The sequence below is a fragment of the Marinobacter sp. ELB17 genome (genome assembly GCF_000169375.1).
Taxonomy (GTDB): domain Bacteria; phylum Pseudomonadota; class Gammaproteobacteria; order Pseudomonadales; family Oleiphilaceae; genus Marinobacter.
In genome coordinates this window covers 1-17,113 of sequence record NZ_AAXY01000043.1, presented here as the reverse complement: position 1 = coordinate 17,113, position 17,113 = coordinate 1, and the positions used below count along the sequence as shown (strand labels likewise).

At 54.5% G+C, this 17,113-nt stretch carries 16 protein-coding genes and 1 pseudogene; 14 read left to right on the top strand and 3 right to left on the bottom strand.

Annotation, left to right across the window (positions count from 1 at the left end; all coding sequences use genetic code 11):
• Together MELB17_RS21805 and MELB17_RS21800 are read left to right on the top strand one after the other, a co-directional pair.
• Positions 1 to 698 (top strand): extracellular solute-binding protein (locus MELB17_RS21805; protein ID WP_007352518.1); only part of this gene is annotated, 698 nt, incomplete at its 5' end.
• A 173-nt stretch (positions 699 to 871) separates the two neighbouring features.
• Positions 872 to 2,560 (top strand): ABC transporter permease, encoded by a 1,689-nt coding sequence (locus MELB17_RS21800; RefSeq protein ID WP_007352517.1) that lies wholly within the window; start codon positions 872 to 874, stop codon positions 2,558 to 2,560.
• A 48-nt stretch (positions 2,561 to 2,608) separates the two neighbouring features.
• Here MELB17_RS21800 and MELB17_RS21795 read toward each other — a convergent pair whose 3' ends face one another.
• Both MELB17_RS21795 and MELB17_RS21790 read right to left on the bottom strand, forming a co-directional pair.
• Complete coding sequence (locus MELB17_RS21795) at positions 2,609 to 3,091, bottom strand: thioesterase domain-containing protein (RefSeq protein ID WP_007352516.1); 483 nt, start codon at positions 3,089 to 3,091, stop codon at positions 2,609 to 2,611.
• A 130-nt stretch (positions 3,092 to 3,221) separates the two neighbouring features.
• Positions 3,222 to 4,889, bottom strand: coding sequence for an AMP-binding protein (locus MELB17_RS21790; protein ID WP_007352515.1), 1,668 nt, complete (start codon positions 4,887 to 4,889; stop codon positions 3,222 to 3,224).
• Between the two features lie 309 nt (positions 4,890 to 5,198).
• Here MELB17_RS21790 and MELB17_RS21785 point away from each other — a divergent pair, with 309 nt between their 5' ends.
• The 12 genes from MELB17_RS21785 (at position 5,199) to MELB17_RS21735 (ending at position 16,200) form a co-directional block, all read left to right on the top strand.
• Positions 5,199 to 6,173: an ABC transporter substrate-binding protein gene (locus tag MELB17_RS21785; protein WP_007352514.1), complete on the top strand. Its 975-nt coding sequence runs from the start codon at positions 5,199 to 5,201 to the stop codon at positions 6,171 to 6,173.
• 69 nt (positions 6,174 to 6,242) lie between these two features.
• Positions 6,243 to 7,145 (top strand): ABC transporter permease, encoded by a 903-nt coding sequence (locus MELB17_RS21780; RefSeq protein ID WP_007352513.1) that lies wholly within the window; start codon positions 6,243 to 6,245, stop codon positions 7,143 to 7,145.
• Between the two features lie 9 nt (positions 7,146 to 7,154).
• Positions 7,155 to 7,949 carry an ABC transporter ATP-binding protein gene (locus MELB17_RS21775; RefSeq protein ID WP_007352512.1) on the top strand — a complete coding sequence of 265 codons (795 nt, stop codon included), beginning with the start codon at positions 7,155 to 7,157 and terminating at the stop codon, positions 7,947 to 7,949.
• A gap of 297 nt (positions 7,950 to 8,246) precedes the next feature.
• Positions 8,247 to 11,573 carry an LAGLIDADG family homing endonuclease gene (locus MELB17_RS21770; protein WP_319795895.1) on the top strand — a complete coding sequence of 1,109 codons (3,327 nt, stop codon included), beginning with the start codon at positions 8,247 to 8,249 and terminating at the stop codon, positions 11,571 to 11,573.
• Positions 11,574 to 11,600: 27 nt separating this feature from the next.
• Positions 11,601 to 12,287 (top strand): hypothetical protein, encoded by a 687-nt coding sequence (locus tag MELB17_RS21765; protein WP_007352510.1) that lies wholly within the window; start codon positions 11,601 to 11,603, stop codon positions 12,285 to 12,287.
• A 326-nt stretch (positions 12,288 to 12,613) separates the two neighbouring features.
• Complete coding sequence (locus MELB17_RS21760) at positions 12,614 to 12,841, top strand: addiction module protein (protein WP_007348074.1); 228 nt, start codon at positions 12,614 to 12,616, stop codon at positions 12,839 to 12,841.
• 436 nt (positions 12,842 to 13,277) lie between these two features.
• The gene (locus MELB17_RS24815; protein WP_157133382.1) at positions 13,278 to 13,415 is read left to right on the top strand and encodes a hypothetical protein; all 138 of its coding nucleotides are present in this window, start codon (positions 13,278 to 13,280) and stop codon (positions 13,413 to 13,415) included.
• 19 nt (positions 13,416 to 13,434) lie between these two features.
• Positions 13,435 to 14,265: a hypothetical protein gene (locus tag MELB17_RS21755; protein WP_007352509.1), complete on the top strand. Its 831-nt coding sequence runs from the start codon at positions 13,435 to 13,437 to the stop codon at positions 14,263 to 14,265.
• A gap of 40 nt (positions 14,266 to 14,305) precedes the next feature.
• Entirely contained in the window at positions 14,306 to 14,659 is a 354-nt protein-coding gene (locus MELB17_RS21750; protein ID WP_198136540.1) for an Ada metal-binding domain-containing protein, read from the top strand.
• Between the two features lie 484 nt (positions 14,660 to 15,143).
• Positions 15,144 to 15,359, top strand: coding sequence for a hypothetical protein (locus MELB17_RS25945; protein ID WP_007348084.1), 216 nt, complete (start codon positions 15,144 to 15,146; stop codon positions 15,357 to 15,359).
• Positions 15,360 to 15,649: 290 nt separating this feature from the next.
• The gene (locus MELB17_RS21740) at positions 15,650 to 15,904 is read left to right on the top strand and encodes a type II toxin-antitoxin system ParD family antitoxin (protein WP_007348100.1); all 255 of its coding nucleotides are present in this window, start codon (positions 15,650 to 15,652) and stop codon (positions 15,902 to 15,904) included.
• Entirely contained in the window at positions 15,904 to 16,200 is a 297-nt protein-coding gene (locus MELB17_RS21735; RefSeq protein WP_007348101.1) for a type II toxin-antitoxin system RelE/ParE family toxin, read from the top strand. Before MELB17_RS21740 ends, MELB17_RS21735 begins: the two co-directional genes overlap by 1 nt.
• Before the next feature lie 308 nt (positions 16,201 to 16,508).
• Here the strand turns inward: MELB17_RS21735 and MELB17_RS24235 are convergent.
• A pseudogene (locus MELB17_RS24235) lies at positions 16,509 to 17,017 on the bottom strand (transposase).
• Positions 17,018 to 17,113: the final 96 nt, after the last annotated feature.

Here is a 17,113-nt window from a genome sequence, read left to right as displayed (position 1 = left end):
CCGGAAACCTGCGCCACCCAGATGGTCAGTGGTTCGCACTGACAACCCGTGGCCGTTTGATCTACACCTCCAAAGACCGCGTTGAAGAAGGCGCAATCACCACCTACGAAGACCTGGCAGACAGCAAGTGGGACAATCGCATTTGTACCCGCAGCGGCAAACACCCTTATAACGTTGCACTGATCTCATCGATGATTGCTCACCACGGTGAAGCAGACACCGAAAAGTGGCTGGCAGGCGTAAAAGACAATCTGGCACGCAAACCCCAAGGCGGCGATCGCGATCAGATTAAGGCCATTGCAGCCGGCGTGTGTGACGTTGCCATTGGTAACAGCTACTACTACGGCAACATGCTCCAAGATGAAAACGAACGCGAAGCCGCCGAAGCTGTGCGTCTGGTATTTCCCAACGCCGACGGCCGCGGCACCCATATCAATATCAGCAGCATTGCACTGACCAAAAGCGCACCGAACAAAGAAAACGCCATTAAATTAATGGAGTTCCTGTCTTCTGCAGAAGCCCAGCGCATTTACGCCGAAGCGAACGCAGAGTACCCGGCTAACCCGAATGTTAAGCCTGTGGGTATGGTTGCCGAGTGGGGCGAAATCCATCCAGACTCCATTTCATTGCAGGAAATTGCTGACAATCGCAACGCCGCTGTAAAACTGGTCGACCGCGTAGATTTTGACGGCGAATAAGTCCGTTTGATCGAAAAACAGCCGGCGGCAGCGACTTCCTGCCGCCGGCTTGCTTGCAGGCCAGCCCCCAGCTGTCTAAAATCGGAATCCTTTTCATCATCATCTTGAACCAGTCTTCATCAATGGTTCATTGCATTTCAGCCTCTGTGTCGGGCTGAATCAGAAGGATTCTCATGTCTGAAGCTGCCACCGGCGCCAACATTGCGCCGGCCCAACCGCTGCACATCAAGCGCACATCTAAACGCTGGCTGATTGCCGCAGCACTGATTACCGCCATTGTCGCTCTACCTGTGCTTGCCGTTATTTACCTGGCATTTTTTCCAGACGAGAACATCTGGCCGCACCTGATGAGCACCACCCTGCCGCGCTACCTGGTAACTACCCTTAAACTGATGCTGGGCGTAGGCATACTTGCCTTGGGCATTGGCCTGTCCAGCGCCTGGGCCGTCACCATGTGCGAGTTTCCCGGCCGCAAGTATTTTGAGTGGGCCATGCTACTGCCCTTCGCGGTGCCGGCTTACGTTATTGCGTATGTGTACACCAGCCTGTTGGACTATGCCGGGCCTGTACAAAGCACCCTGCGCGCTGTGTTTGGCTGGACCAGTGCAGCGGATTACTGGTTTCCCGAAATCCGCAGCCTGGAAGGCGCCATCCTGATGATCGGTTTGGTGCTCTACCCTTATGTGTACCTGCTGGCCCGCGCGGCATTTTTGGAGCAGTCACCATCGCTGTTCGAGGTTAGTCGCAGCCTGGGCCACTCCGCAATCAGTACGTTTTTTCGTATCGTGCTGCCCATCGCCCGCCCGGCGATTGCCGTTGGCTTGTCACTGGTGATGATGGAAACACTCAACGATTTCGGCACCGTCGACTTCTTTGCTGTACAAACCCTCACGGCCGGCCTGTTTGATACCTGGATGAACCTGGGCAACCTTGGCGGTGCCGCTCAGATTGCCAGCGTTATGTTGATATTTGTGCTGGTGCTGGTCACCCTCGAACGTTATTCCCGCCGCCGCCAGCAGCAGTTTGCCGCCCGAGACAACCGCGAGCCCATCCGCCGCTTTACCATGTCCTTTCCACGCCAGATGGTCTGTGTGGCCGTGTGTGGCATTCCGGTTTTTTTGGGATTTGCCATTCCAGGCGCCACTCTGGCCACCTACGCCATCGAATATTTCAGCGAAAGCTGGAACCCGGATTTTATTCAAAACACCCTGAACAGCCTTTTCCTGTCTAGCGCTGCAGCGCTCACCACGCTGGTTATTGGCGTAACCCTGGCCTACAGCCGCCGGCTGCATAACACCCGTGGCATGCAGGTGCTTATGCGGCTGTCGAGCCTGGGCTACGCCATGCCCGGCGCAGTGCTTGCGGTGGGGGTGATTGTGCCATTGGCAGGATTTGATAACTGGCTAGACAGCCTGATGCGGGATTACTTTGGTTTCAGCAGCGGGCTGCTGCTCAGCGGGTCAGCGTTTGCACTGATATTCGCCTACACCGTGCGTTTCTTGGCGGTGTCCGCCGGCAGCGTGGAAAGCGCCCTGCAGAAAATCACCCCAAGCATGGACATGGCTTCACGCTCTTTGGGGCATACGCCGGGCAAAACTCTGGTGAAAGTTCACCTGCCCATGTTGCGGGGCACCCTGGTAACCGCAGCGCTGGTGGTGTTTGTAGACTGCATGAAGGAGTTGCCGGCCACGCTGATTCTGCGGCCGTTCAACTTTGAAACATTGGCCACTTACGTGTACCAGTTTGCATCTGACGAAAAGCTGTTCCACAGCGCATTGCCGGCGCTGATTATCGTGGTAGCCGGCATTATCCCCATTATTCTGATGAGCCGCTCCATTTCCAACTCGCGAGCCATGAACTGACGCCCTTTCTATTCTAAAAGGCTTTCAGCGCATAATCAGCGCAGCGCGTTAACGGGATCGCGAGCGCACGTCAGAGACCACAAAGCGCCCCCTAAAAATAGCCGCCGGCTCTTGCTGCGGTTGCAGCGTGGGTGCACCGCAAAAAATCTCGGCTGCTAGCTCCAACCGCGCACGGCCGTGGCGAGCCAGACTTTTCCGAAAGTGGTCTGGCATCTCGCCGTCTGGTAACCGGCACACGCTAAAGAAATCCCCATCCACCGGCGACTTGTATTCAATCGTGCCCGTTTGCACCACAACTGTGCCTTTCAACTGAAGGTCAGCCAGCGCCAGCTCAGCAACGCTCCAGGCGGCCGATACGCCAACCCCGTAGAGGCTGCCACCAAAGCCCGTACCCTGGTGATTACTGTTGGGTGCAAGCGGAGCGCTCAACAACAATGCCGTGCCGTCCCATTCCAGCAATTTCAGGCCCAAGGCCTTGGTTAATGGAATCTGCTGGTTGATACGCTTTTGAAACTGCGCGAGGCGCGACATGCCATGCTCCTGAAAACATAGTCCTGAAAAAAAACAGGGACATCCCTATAACGGCATACCCACAAATAAACTTTGGTTTTTTTACAGAAAAGCCCGGCCATTGCCGGGCTTTTCACAGAATCACGGGTGTTTAGTGCCAAACCACCGCTTTGCGCTCGGCATACCAGCCTTCAACCTGGCTTTCGTAAGCCGCTTCAACCACGTTACGTTTGAGCTTAAGAGTAGGCGTTAGAAAACTGTTTTCGATCGACCACTCATCGGTAACCACCGCAATGAACGCCAGTTTCTCATGCGGGTCCACCGCACGGTTTACCTGCTCGCGCAGGGTGTTCAGCTCTGCTTCAACGGTTTTGCGCACCGCCGGGTCTGCCATCTGCGGCCGCAAAGTTTCATTGAGCAGCACCAGTGCAAACGGATTGGTCTGATTGGCGCCGGAAACACAGACCATCTCAATGCTTTGATTTGCCATCAGTCGGTTTTCCAACGCCGCCGGGGCAATGTACTTGCCTTTGCTGGTTTTGAACATCTCTTTGGTACGGCCAGTTAGCTTCAGGCGCCCCATCTCGTCCATCTCGCCTTTATCACCGGTTTTCAAAAAGCCGTCTTCGCTCATGGTTTCGCGGGTGCGTTCTTCATCCTTGAAGTACCCCATCATAGTGGCCGGGCTTTTTACCAGAACTTCACCGTTGTCACCGATGCGCACTTCCACCCCGGGCAAGGCCTCGCCAACATAACCGATTCGCGAGCGTCCCGGTTTGTTCATGTGGGAATAGGCCACGTTCTCGGACATGCCATAACCTTCCAGCAATTCCAGCCCAAGGCTGCGATACCAGCTCAGCACATCATTAGAAAGCGGTGCAGACCCGCTGCCCGCCAATTTCACCTTGCCAAGCCCCAGGCCATTGAGAATTTTTTTCTTGATGACACCGTTAACGATTGGAATTTTCAACAACAGGTTGAGTTTTTTCTGCGGCAGTTTCTGCAATACGCCGTGCTGGAATTTCACCCACAACCTGGGCACAGACAGAAACAGCGTGGGCTGCGCACGTTGCACATCGGCCACGAAGGTATCCAGCGATTCCGCAAAGAACAGTTGAAAGCCGTTATACAGCGAGCCGAACTCCACAAAAGCGCGTTCAAACACGTGTGCCAGCGGCAAATACGACAGCATGCGCTCGTTGGGTGAAAGCCCCAGAGTTTGAGTAGCACCTTCAGCAGCAAATGCCAAGTTAGCAAAGCTCAACATAACGCCTTTGGGCTGGCCGGTGCTGCCAGACGTATACACCACCGTGGCCAATTCACCGGCTTCGCGCTTCACCTCGCCTTCCATCGGCGCCGTGTCGCGAATAATGTCGTTCCAGGTCACAAAGTCCGTGGGCGGGCTGGAAGGAAACGAAATGCAGTGCATGGTTTCTGGCACACCGGGTTTCATCATGTCCCAGTCGTCCAGCTTGCCAACGAACAGGGCCTTGCACTCGGAGTGTTCAAGGATGTAGGCAACCGTGGTCGCGTTCAGCGTCGGGTAAATGGGCACAGACACATGGCCCGACATCCAGATTGCCCAGTCTGCCATCACCCAGTGGGCACAATTTTTCGAAATCAGCCCAATACTGCTGCCAGCGGGCAGATCCAGCGATTTCAGATACGCAGCCATGCGCCGGGCCTCGTCGGCTGCACGGCGCCAGGTAAACTCGTCAACCTGGCCTTTTCCTATCGGCTGGGTCAGGTATAAGGAGTCCCCGATGGTAGACTCCCAATGGTAAATCAAGTCGAGAGGCAGCTTATTCGTTGTTTTCATTTGATACCCTGCTCATTCAGTCCGATTGAAAAACAGCCGTTTAAACCTTGGCAGTAAGTGCTTATTGGTCTGTATATCACGATGACACATTACACCAACGTATGATGTCTTGAAATATGTCAGCCAAACATAAAATGCTATCAATATCCGCAATCGCCTGCCGGCCTTGTAACGCCCGCCAGACCGATGCAAAATCGCGCTGGGCTCCTTACCCCGCAAGCGCAAATCCTGTGGTAAACTTCCGCACCTTGCGCATGCACAGCAAAAATAACCCACATAAAATCAGTTGACCGACTCGGAGATGGTTGTATGGCCAAGAGAATGTTGCGCACCCTGATTGGTGCATCCGTGCTTGCCGCTGCCAGTTTTATTCAGGCCGCAGAACTCCCTGTTGTTGCTATTACTCAGATTGTAGAACACCCCGCTCTGGACTCGGTCTATGAAGGCATAAAAGATGAACTGGCAGAGCGTGGCTATGTAGACGGCGACAACATTCGCATCATCCACGAAAGCGCTCAGGGCAACACCGGCATTGCCGCCCAGATTGCGCGTAAGTTTATAGGTGAAAGCCCGGCTGTTATCGTCGCCATCGCCACGCCGTCTGCGCAAACCGTTGCGGCCGCAGCCCGCAACATTCCGGTTGTATTTTCCGCGGTAACCGATCCGGTTGGCGCCAAGCTGGTGATATCACTGGATGCACCCGGCGCCAACATCACCGGCGTATCGGACATGCTGCCCATCGAGAAGCATCTGGATTTGCTGCAGCGCCTGGTACCAAACGCCAAGCGTATCGGCACGGTTTACAACCCGGGTGAAGCCAACGCCGTGGCCTTGGTAGACATGATTGAAAAAAGCATGAAAGCCCGCGACATGGTGCTGGTAAAAGCCGCTGCTACCAAAACCTCCGAAGTGCTGGGCGCATCCCGTTCGCTGGTGGGCAAAGTAGATGCCATCTACCTGACCACGGATAACACCGTCATCAGCGCAGCAGAAGCCGTGATTTCTGTGGGTGAACGCTCAAAAATTCCGGTATTTGCCGCCGACACCGCCACGGTTTCCCGCGGAGCAGTTGCTGCGCTGGGCTTCAATTATTACAATCACGGCCGCCAGACCGGTGCCATGGTCGTACGCATTCTGGAAGGTGCTAACACCGCCGATATGCCGGTAGAAACCATGGACACTCTAGACCTGTTTGTTAATCCTGAAGCCGCCGCACGCATGGGCATGACCATTGCCGATGACATTATTGCGGAAGCCAAAGAAGTGGTTTCCAACGCCAAGTAAAGCCTGACTTACACGGGCAGGCGGTAACCAAGCCGACCTGTCCGTTTTCTTTTACAGCGAACCTTATCCATGCTCAGTAACATTGCCTTTTACGGCGCATTAGAAACCGGCCTGATATACGGCCTGGTTGCCTTCGGAATCTACCTGTCATTCCGTGTTCTAGACTTCCCCGACTTAACCGTAGACGGCAGCTTCCCCCTCGGCGCTGCCGTGGCCGCCATGCTGATTATTGCCGGCTGGAACCCTTGGCTGGCAACCGGTGCCGCGATACTGGCCGGCATGGCCGCCGGTGCCGTAACCGCCCTGCTTAACGTAAAGCTGAAAATCCTGAACCTGTTGGCGTCTATTCTGACCATGATTGCGCTCTATTCCATAAATCTGCGCATTATGGGCCGCCCCAACGTGGCACTGTTGATGGAAGACACCGTGCTGACCCCCTGGTACAACTTGGGGCTTGAATATCATCAGGTATCGGTGTTGCTGTTCACCTTCGTTATCGGTGTTTCGCTGTTTCTACTTTGGCGTTTCATGAAATCTGAAATCGGGCTGGCCATGCGCGCCACCGGTGCTAACGCTCGTATGGCCAGGGCCCAGGGCATCGCGACTGGCGGCATGATTATTCTGGGTGTGGCCGTATCCAACGGCCTGGTGGGCCTGGCCGGCGCACTGTTCGCCCAAAGCCAGGGCGCAGCCGACGTCACCATGGGCGTAGGCGTTATTGTGATCGGTCTGGCATCGCTGATTGGCGGTGAAGCGGTTATTACGCCCACCAGCGTATTTCGTGCGTTGCTGGCCTGCGTGGTCGGCGCCATCATTTACCGCCTGGCCATCGCCTTCGCACTGAATGCCGATGCACTCGGCCTGAAAGCGCAAGACCTGAACCTGATTACCGCCGTTCTGGTCACCCTGGCCATTGTTCTGCCCGGTGCCCGCGTGTCACTGATGAACAAATTCAAACGCAGAAAGGCCTGAGGAGGCACCATGATTACCGCAACAGACCTCCGGCTGACCTTCGGCGAAGGCACCCCCTTGGAAAACCCGGCTCTACGTGGCATGAGCCTGACCGTCAACCAGGGCGAATTTGTCACCGTCATTGGCAGTAACGGCGCCGGAAAATCGACATTTCTGAACGCTCTGGCCGGCGAAGTACTGGTCGACAGTGGCAAAATTCTTGTCGATAACATCGACGTCACCAAGCTGCCCACCCACAAGCGTACCGGTCGCGTAGCGCGGGTATTTCAAGACCCGCTTGCAGGTACCTGTGAAGGCCTGTCGATTGAAGAAAACCTGGCCCTGGCCATCAAACGCGGCAAACGCCGCGGCCTGGGCACTGCGGTGAAAAAACAGTATCTGGAACGCTTTCGCTCCAGTCTGGCCACTCTGGGTTTGGGCCTGGAAAATCGCCTGACCGATAAAATGGGCCTTCTCTCTGGCGGCCAGCGCCAAGCCGTTAGCCTGTTGATGGCAAGCCTGACACCGTCCAGCATTCTGCTGCTAGACGAACACACCGCTGCGCTGGACCCAAAAACCGCGTCTTTCGTGCTGGAACTGACCCAGAATATTATCGCTGAACAGAAACTCACCGCCCTGATGGTCACCCACAGCATGAAGCAGGCGCTGGAAGTAGGCACCCGCACCGTGATGCTGCACCAGGGCGAAGTGGTGTTCGACATTGCCGGCAAAGACCGCGAAGGGTTAGAAGTAAAAGACCTACTCAACCTGTTTGAACAACAACGCGGCCTGACCATAGACGACGACAGCCTGCTGCTGAGCTAACCCCCCGTTACACCGCGCTAACCTGAAAACACACAGCCGCCCCCAACGTATTGAAGCCCTTCGGTTTTCAGTTTGTTGCGACTTTGCAAGTGCTTTTCCATTGATTTTAACCTTCAAATTAGCCCGGGCCATAGCCGGGCTTTTCTTTTAAAAACACTACATCCTGTTATACTTAGGGTCGATCTGACCTATATGTAGGACGACGCAGCAATCTGTTGTAGAAAAACAGTCGTAGGTAGACACACGTTTCCAGCCCGGCGCTGAGCACAAGCGTCTGGCGAAAGCACTGATAAAGTAATGACATGGCGCACCCCACACGGCGACGCTTTTTTTCCCGACACACACAGTTCGAGGGCGGCAATGAACGCTAAAGCACAGGCATTAGTCACAACCATTCCGATGCAAGATGCATCACTCGACATCTGGAACAGCAAGTACCAGCTGAAAACCAAAACCGGCGACGCCGTCGACAAAGACATTCTGGCCACCTACGAGCGCGTAGCCCAGGCCCTGTCAGAAGTCGAAAACAAAGACCTGCGCGCCAAACACTACAAAGACTTCGCCTGGGCCCTGAAACACGGCGCCATTCCTGCCGGCCGCATTATTTCCAACGCGGGCGCACAGTCTCACAAACCTGCCACCTCTACTATTAACTGCACCGTTAGTGGCAACATTAACGACTCCATGAACGACATTCTGGGGAAAAACCACGAAGCAGGCCTAACGCTTAAAGCCGGCTGTGGTATCGGTTATGAATTCTCTACCCTGCGCCCCCGCGGTGCCTACGTCGCCGGCGCCGGTGCCACCACATCCGGCCCGCTGTCGTTCATGGATATCTTCGACCGTATGTGCTTCACCGTGTCATCAGCCGGTGGCCGCCGCGGCGCTCAAATGGCTACGTTTGACATTCACCACCCAGACATCATCGACTTCATCCAGGCCAAGCGTGAAGATGGCCGCCTGCGCCAGTTCAACCTGTCGCTGCTGATCACCGAAGACTTCATCAACGCCGTACGTGACAACGCCGACTGGAGCCTGTCCTTCCCGGTGACCGATAAAGAAGTAGAAGAAGAAGACCTGGACCTGACCGACACAGCCAAGTTTGTATACCGTGACTTCCCGGTCGTAAAAGACTACGTGATGAACGCCGAAGGCAAAGTAGCCTGCCGCATTTACCGCACCCTGAAAGCCCAGTTCATCTGGGACACCATCATGACCTCCACCTACGACTACGCCGAGCCAGGTTTCATCCTGATCGACAAAGTAAACCAGATGAACAACAACTGGTTCTGCGAAGACATTCGTGCCACCAACCCGTGCGTGACCAGTGACACCTGGGTTCAGACCAGCCAAGGCCCCCGCCAGGTCAGCGAGTTGATTGGCAAGCCCTTCACCGCCATGGTGGACGGTCAGGCCCACGAATCCGGCGCCGAAGGCTTCTTCAAAACCGCCGACAAAGAAACGATGGTGCTGAAAACTGCAGAAGGCTACGAACTCAAGCTGACAGCTGATCACCGTGTGCGCCGCGTGAGTGCTTTCACCCGCTATCGCACAGAAACCGAATGGTGTGCCGCTGGTGAACTACAACAGGGCGACCGCGTACTCCTTCAAGATCAGCGTAAGCTGGCCGACTGGGAAGGCACCCTGAATGAAGACCAGGGCTATTTACTGGGCTTGCTGGTCGGTGACGGCACCCTAAAGCAAGACAAAGCCGTTCTGTCGGTATGGCAACCCGCCATCGCCGTTAACGGCGGCCCGGCAGCCACCGGCCACAGCGCCATCATGCAGGCGGCTGAAACAGCCCTACGCAGCCTGCCCCACCGTGCCGATTTTAACGGCTGGCAGCAAGTCAGCGGCCGTAACGAATACCGCATGAGCACCGCTGCCCTGAAACAGCTTGCACACGACGTGGGCATGAGCCCGGGTAATAAGATTATTACCGCAAGTCTTGAAAAAGCATCTTCAGCGGCTTATCGCGGCTTCCTGCGGGGCTTTTTCGACGCCGACGGTTCTGTACAGGGCACCCAGCAAAAAGGCGTGAGTGTCCGCCTGGCACAGTCTGACCTGCAAAGATTGAAGGCAACCCAGCGCATGCTGTTACGCCTTGGCATCGTTGCCAGCATTTACGAAGACCGGCGCGCCGCCTCAACCGCTACCCTGCCGAACGGCAAAGGCGGACAACAGGCTTACCCCACCCAGCCCCAGCACGAACTGATCATAAGCGGAGAGAACCTTCGCCGCTTTGCTGATGAAGTGGGTTTTGCCGACACCGACAAACAGAGTCAGCTTGAAACGTCACTATCCAGCTACAAGCGGCAAATGAATCGTGAGCGCTTCGTAGCCCGCGTTACTGCTATAGAAACAGCGTCTGTCGAAGCCGTTTACGACGTGCAGGTTCCCGGTATCAATACCTTCGATGCCAACGGTTTTCACGCCCACAACTGCGGCGAACAGCCCCTGCCCCCTTACGGCAGCTGCCTGCTGGGCTCGGTAAACCTGACCATGTTCGTGGACGACCCGTTCACCGACAAAGCCAGCTTCAACTATGAAAAGTACAAAAAAGTCGTCGGCATCTTCACCCGTATGCTAGACAACGTTGTCGAAATCAACGGCCTGCCGCTGGCACAGCAACGCCACGAAATTACCTACAAGCGCCGCCACGGCATGGGCATTCTGGGCCTGGGTTCTACCCTCGCCATGCTGCGTATGCCCTACGGTTCTGAAGAATCTGTGGTGTTCACCGAAGACGTCGTACGTGAAATGGCTGTAGAAGGCTGGCGCCAGTCCCTGGCCCTGGGCAAAGAAAAAGGCGCGGCGCCGATCATGGACGACGAGTTCGAAATTACCCCGAAATTACTGGGCAAATGCCCGCAGCTGACAGCCGACGGCTACAACCTGGGCGACAAGCTCAAAGGCCGCGTGCTGCACGCCAAATACAGCCGCTACATGCAGCGCATCGCTGAAGTAGAACCGGAGCTGGTGGCACAACTGGCCGAAAAAGGTGGCCGCTTTACCCACCACACCTCCATCGCGCCTACCGGCACTATCAGCTTGTCACTGGCCAACAACGCCAGTAACGGCATAGAGCCAAGCTTCTCGCACCATTACGCCCGCAACATCATTCGCGAAGGCCGTAAAACCAAAGAGAAAGTCGACGTGTTCTCCTTCGAGTTGCTGGCCTACCGCCACCTGAGCAACCCGGGTGCCATGCCGTTCTCGGACGACGCTGATAAAAAACTGCCGGATTACTTCACCACCTCAGATGACGTAACCCCGGCCCAGCACGTAGACATCCAGGCCGCAGCCCAGTTGTGGATAGATTCGTCTATCTCCAAAACCGCCAACGTGCCGACCGACTTCCCCTACAAGAACTTCAAAGACATTTACCTGTACGCCTTCGACAAAGGCCTGAAAGGTTGCACCACCTTCCGCTTCAACGCAGAAGCTTTCCAGGGCGTACTGGTTAAAGAATCCGATTTGGAAAACACCGTCTACGAATTCACCCTGGACGACGGCACCAAAGTAAAACTGAAAGGTAACGAACAGGTCGATTACGACGGCGAAATTCACTCCGCCGCCAACCTGTTTGATGCTTTGAAAGAAGGCACTTACGGAAAGTATTGATCCGAGAACCGACACAGGAATACAGACATGCCAGTAAAAATTAGCAACAAAATCGTCGGTTATCGGGTAACCAAAGCCGACGAAAACAACCAGCCCGCGCCGACTGTAGAAAGCACGCTCGTAAAGATGAACGAATACATCGAGCGGCCAGAGTTTTTGTTGGGCACCACCTACAAAATCAAACCGCCGGTGGCGGAGCACGCAATGTACATTACGATTAATGACATTCTGCTGAACGCAGACACCGACCACGAAAGCCGCCAGCCCTACGAAGTGTTCATCAACTCCAAGTCGATGGAACACTTCCAGTGGGTTATCGCCCTTACCCGCGTCATCTCTGCGGTATTCCGCAAAGGCGGCGACCTGACCTTCCTGGTGGAAGAACTGCGCTCGGTATACGACCCCAACGGCGGCTACTTCAAAAAAGGCGGCGTGTTCATGCCCTCACTGGTCGCCGAAATTGGCGCCGTGATTGAAAAGCACCTGAAGGCCGTTGGCCTGCTGGAAAGCGAAGAAATGAGCGACAACACCAAACGCATACTGGCTGAAAAGCGGGCTGATTTTGAAGCCAATCAGAGCAAAGCCACCAACGACGACACGTCCGGTGACTTTCCACCCAACGCCACCACCTGTGGCAAGTGCAGCACCAAAGCAGTGATTGTGATGGATGGCTGTGCGACTTGTTTGAATTGTGGCGATAGTAAGTGTGGGTGAGCAGGTAGATTGATGAAGTGATAAAAAAGGCCCGGGGTTTTGCTTCGGGCCTTTTTTTTGTATGGTGGCCGAGTACTTTTGGTAATCGCGTGGCAGCTTCGTTATTGCGTTGTGATATTACACAATTTGACGATGTTAGGCTGGTAATCTGCTGTTTTTGGACTAGTTTTATGAGTAAGTTGCCTGGAAACTGCGTGATCGTGATGGGTGAAAACGAAGATGTCAGATGATTCAATCATGAAGGGCGCTGTCCAATACGCTGTTAGCGCTCCAAGACACCGGACGGAACCGGCGGTACAATGAAGATGGGAATACGGAGGTAAAGTATGGTGGCTTCATTCACAGAAATTGAGCGGCAGGCCCGGAATTTGACGGTTGAAGAACGTGCTAGGCTTGCAGAGTCGTTGCTCGAGTCACTTCAGTTGTCACGTTCCGATATAGAATTGGCTTGGGCCCAAGAGATCGAAGATCGCGTAGCCGCATTCGATCGTGGCGATATGCCGACCTACGCAGCAGAGGACGTTTTTGCAGAAGCGTACTACTTGTCGCGGTGAGACGCGTCAGGTTCGTTGCTGCAGCACGACGTGAATTCTTGGCTGAAGTCGTTTATTACAATGAGGAAGAGCCAGGTCTTGGCGCACGTTTTACGACAGCAGTTGAAGAGGCAACAAGTAGAGCTCTTGCGTTTCCGCTCGCTGGTTCGCCCGCGCCCAAGAATACTCGGCGGGTTTTTCTCAAGGACTTCCCATTCTCGGTCGTTTATCAGCCAACCGCCGGTGGCATCATTGTGTTCGCTCTCGCGCACCATTCGCTTCGGCCAGGTTATTGGCGGACGCGTCTGCAAGAGCGCTAACCAGCGCAGGCACGGCGACGCCCTTTACATTGCGCCTTCGGCTCCATTCCAAGGGCGCGCATGCTGCGAGCGTTATGTGCTTTAGGAGCATCTTTGCAAGCTTTTTCAAACCACGAAGTTTAACGATAGGAAATAAAATGAAGCTACTTGGACTTATTTTTGTCGGGGTGTCAGTTTTTGGCTGGCTGGGATTCTGGTTTGCAGGTTCAGGTCATGCGGCTTTGATTGCCCTTGGATTTTTAGTCGCTGGATTAGCTTTGATGAGTGCCAAGTAAACTAATAGGAAATAGCAACATGTCCCCAGAAGAAGAAAGAATTAATGATGCTTTGCTTCAACTCATTGATGAGCATGGCTTAAGTGCAAATGATATTGCCGATGTTATAGCTGAACAAGTCAGTGGTGCAAAAAACAGCAGTAGTGAAAAAGTGAAATTCGTCGCGGGTCGGCTTGAAAGAAAATTTGGTGCAAAGACTCAATCTAGCGGAACAACGGCGAACTACAATGCTAAAGCAGATGAGTTTGGGGGTTACTTTTTAAGCTTTCTGTTAAGTTTTCGAATGGATAGAAATATGGATGGTATCGCTACAAGTTTAGAAGCATTAGAAAACGCATATGAAATTCAGAAGTCCATGGAGTCTTCGAATAACTCCGATCAAACCTCTAAACGTTATATAGATTGGCACGAAGAATTTGGTATAACCATGTCAAGCGAAATTCAGGATGAAATGTTTGATGCTGGCAGGGCTATAAACCTTGCCGGTATGCTCATGTCTGAGCACCAAGACAGAGACAGTATTCTGAATGCTGTTGAGAAGTATAAATTAGCGGTAGCCAAAAGTGGTTTTATAGAGTCCAAATTTTTAGAAAACGGCATAAAGGATATAAAACCGGCTCATATTGCTACAGCATTCTACTTGCTAGATGCGGCAGCACTGAAACAGGAAAGTCCTCTATCATTCAGTCCACAAGAAATAGCAACCGCCTATAGTGCAACTTTAGCTCTTGGTGTTGGTGCTCCAGAAGAAGAGGCTACAAGAATTTCATCAACAGACACTGATAGAGTTGAATTAGTAGTCAAGTGGGTACTATATCATTACCAAAATCAACAAGTGTCTCTGTCGTAATAATCAATGTCCGTTTCACATCAAAAAGCTGCACATAACAATGGGCTTCACCGGATTCGCTCGCTCTCCAGTGAGTCCAAGCGTTATGGGTATGGGAGTATTCGTGAAAACTTATAAGTTGCTGTCAGCAGATGGAACTACAGTCATCAGTAATACGCCCGGCACTCTGGGTGGTAACTCCAAAGCCAGAATATACGGCCGCTTAGATTGCTCAGCAGCAAATGGGCCACTTGCAAAAGGCTATGCACAACACCGTGTCTTTTTTGCGAATGAGCAAGATGCTATTGGGGCCGATTACAGGCCGTGCGGACGGTGCATGATTTCGCAGTATAAGGATTGGAAAACTGGGCCACAGGGTAAGGAAATTTACCCATGGAAGTCGCTGCCCAAGTGACACCCCATAACAAGTGCAGGCACGGCGACGCCTACTACATTGCGCCTTCGGCTCCATTTCGTAGGCGCGCATGCTGCAAGCGTTAGCTGGATTGATGTGGTGCCTTTTTGGTGGCTTGGTGCCAGTGGCCTTGGCTCAGGTTCGTAGCAAAACCGGTAACTTTCAGCTACGCCAAGGCCGTCTAAGTCGGTGATCAGTTTGGCAGCTCAATCGTTCACCGGCATTGCCATAAAATTTGGTGCTCGCCGTGTGGGGCCGTCCACGCAAACTTAGGTCTGCGCCTGGTAATCTGGCGTTCAGGTTCGTTCGCCGCATCGGCTGCGGTGTTTTAGGACACTGTGCATCGGCGGATTTTGGTGGAAGGGCAGCGGCGGAGTAGGCTATCACTTTGAGTGCCAGGGGCTGGGCTGTCAGTTACACCCAGCTAACAAATCGCAGCAGTACGCGGCCTACGGCCGCCGGACGTCACTGACGTGCCGCCGCTGTGCTCAGCGTTAGCTGGATTGATGTGGTTCCTTTTTGGTGGCTCGGTATCAGTGGCCTTGGTTCAGGTTTGGCAGCAAACCGGCGAGTTTCGGTGTTTGCCAAGGCCGTCGAAATCGGTGGTCAGTTGGCAGCACAGCGGTTAAAAAGTGGCGACAGAAAATTGGGCGTTCTGTTTGTGGGGCTGTCCGGCGTAAGCAAGTTGTTGGTCTGCTAATCTGGCGTTCTGGTTCATTCGCCGCATCGGTTGCAGTGTTTTTGACACTGCGCATCTGGGGATCTTGGCATAAGGGCAACAGCGGAATAGGCTATCATTTTGAGTGCCAGGATCTGGGCTGTCAGTTACACCCAGCTAACAAATCGCAGCAGTACGCGGCTTACGGCCGCCGGACGTCACCGACGTGCCGCCGCTGTGCTCAGCGTTGGGCGCCAAGAAGTGGCGCATTGATTGGGTGCAAGCGGGAGGTATGATATTGTCATACCTTACCTGTATTTGGAGTACCAGCTATGAGCATGCACCGGAAAACTATTACGCTGACTGAGCAACAAGACGGTTGGGTGAAAGGCCAGATTGAAAGCGGTCACTTCGGCAATGATAGTGAGTATATACGCTATCTCATCCGGCGAGACCAGCAAGCCCAGATACGTCTTGCCACGCTGCGGCAGGCTCTGTTTGAGGGTGAATCAAGCGGAACGCCTAAGCCGCTTGACATATCGGCTATCAAGGCTGGTGGCCGTAAGCGCATGAAGGCGGCTGATTAGTGTTCAATCTGAGCATCACGCCGAAGGCGGAATCAGACCTTATCGGAATTTGGGTGTACACCTGCGAAGAATGGGGTGTTGATCAGGCGGATAAATACCTAGATCAACTGGAAACAGGAATGCAGCAGCTGATTAATCATCCGTCACTAGGCGCGAACTACGCCCATGTTCTTCATGGGTATCGCAGGTTGCAGGTCGAGCATCACGCTGTTTTTTATCAAGTGCTTGAATCGGAGGTGCTTATTGTTCGTGTGTTGCACGAGGACATGGATGCACCTGAGAGGCTTCTGGATTAGTGGCGACTATGTTTCCGGCGCAGCTGCAAAACTTTCATCCAGGCCCCGTGCCGTTGTCGCCCAACAAATAAGGATAGGTCGCGCGCAGCCGCGACCTGATCCGGTGTTGGACGAGCCCGGTGCTTCTCTATTAAGGAAATATCGTCGGCGAACTGAGAGGTGCTTTGGCCCTGGCATTGGGCGGTCATTTCCGTCAGGCCAGAGGTTCCCGTGACCCTCGGTGGAACCGATAGCCGATCTGTCCTGGTGGTGGTGTCATAGGGTGCTCTGATCCCTCCCTGTGAGGTGCATGTCGGACGGATGTAGGCCTATGCCAGACATCGTCGCCGGGTTGTCGGCACGGGCCACCGGCAGGGGCGCCGCCAAAGCGTGATGCCCATGGGCTCGCCACAGCAGGGGCAAATGCGTTGTTTCCGGGGTTGGGTGACGATCCCGGGTAGCGCGACCCGCAAGAGCCACTGCAACCGGTGTAAGGTTTTGCGGGCACCGCCGTGCAGGAACCCGTATTCCCGCACCCGTCGCAGCCCCTTGGGCAGGACGTGCTGCAGAACCCGCCAGAGGAACCGGCTCGCCGGTTCGGTCAGGGTCTGCCAGCGCCGGGTCTGACTGTCCTGGTAGCGGAAGGTGACTTGCTCACCGTCGTAATCCACGATGTTTGCTCCCGCAGTACACCGCGATACAGATAGCGGGCCAGATAGGTCAGCGCCTGGTCGCCACGGCCGACCTGCTCGCACTGGGCGACCCAGTGCCCGGGAATCGATTCCGGCAAGGTAAAGCCTTGCTCGCGCATCCGGGTGAGGAATTTGGCGCGGAACACGGTGGCCAGGGCCCGGCCGTTGAACAGGTATCGCCCGGCCCGGGCGTGCCAAGTGATGGCCCGTCAGCCCGCCCCCAGGGACCACGATGTGGACAT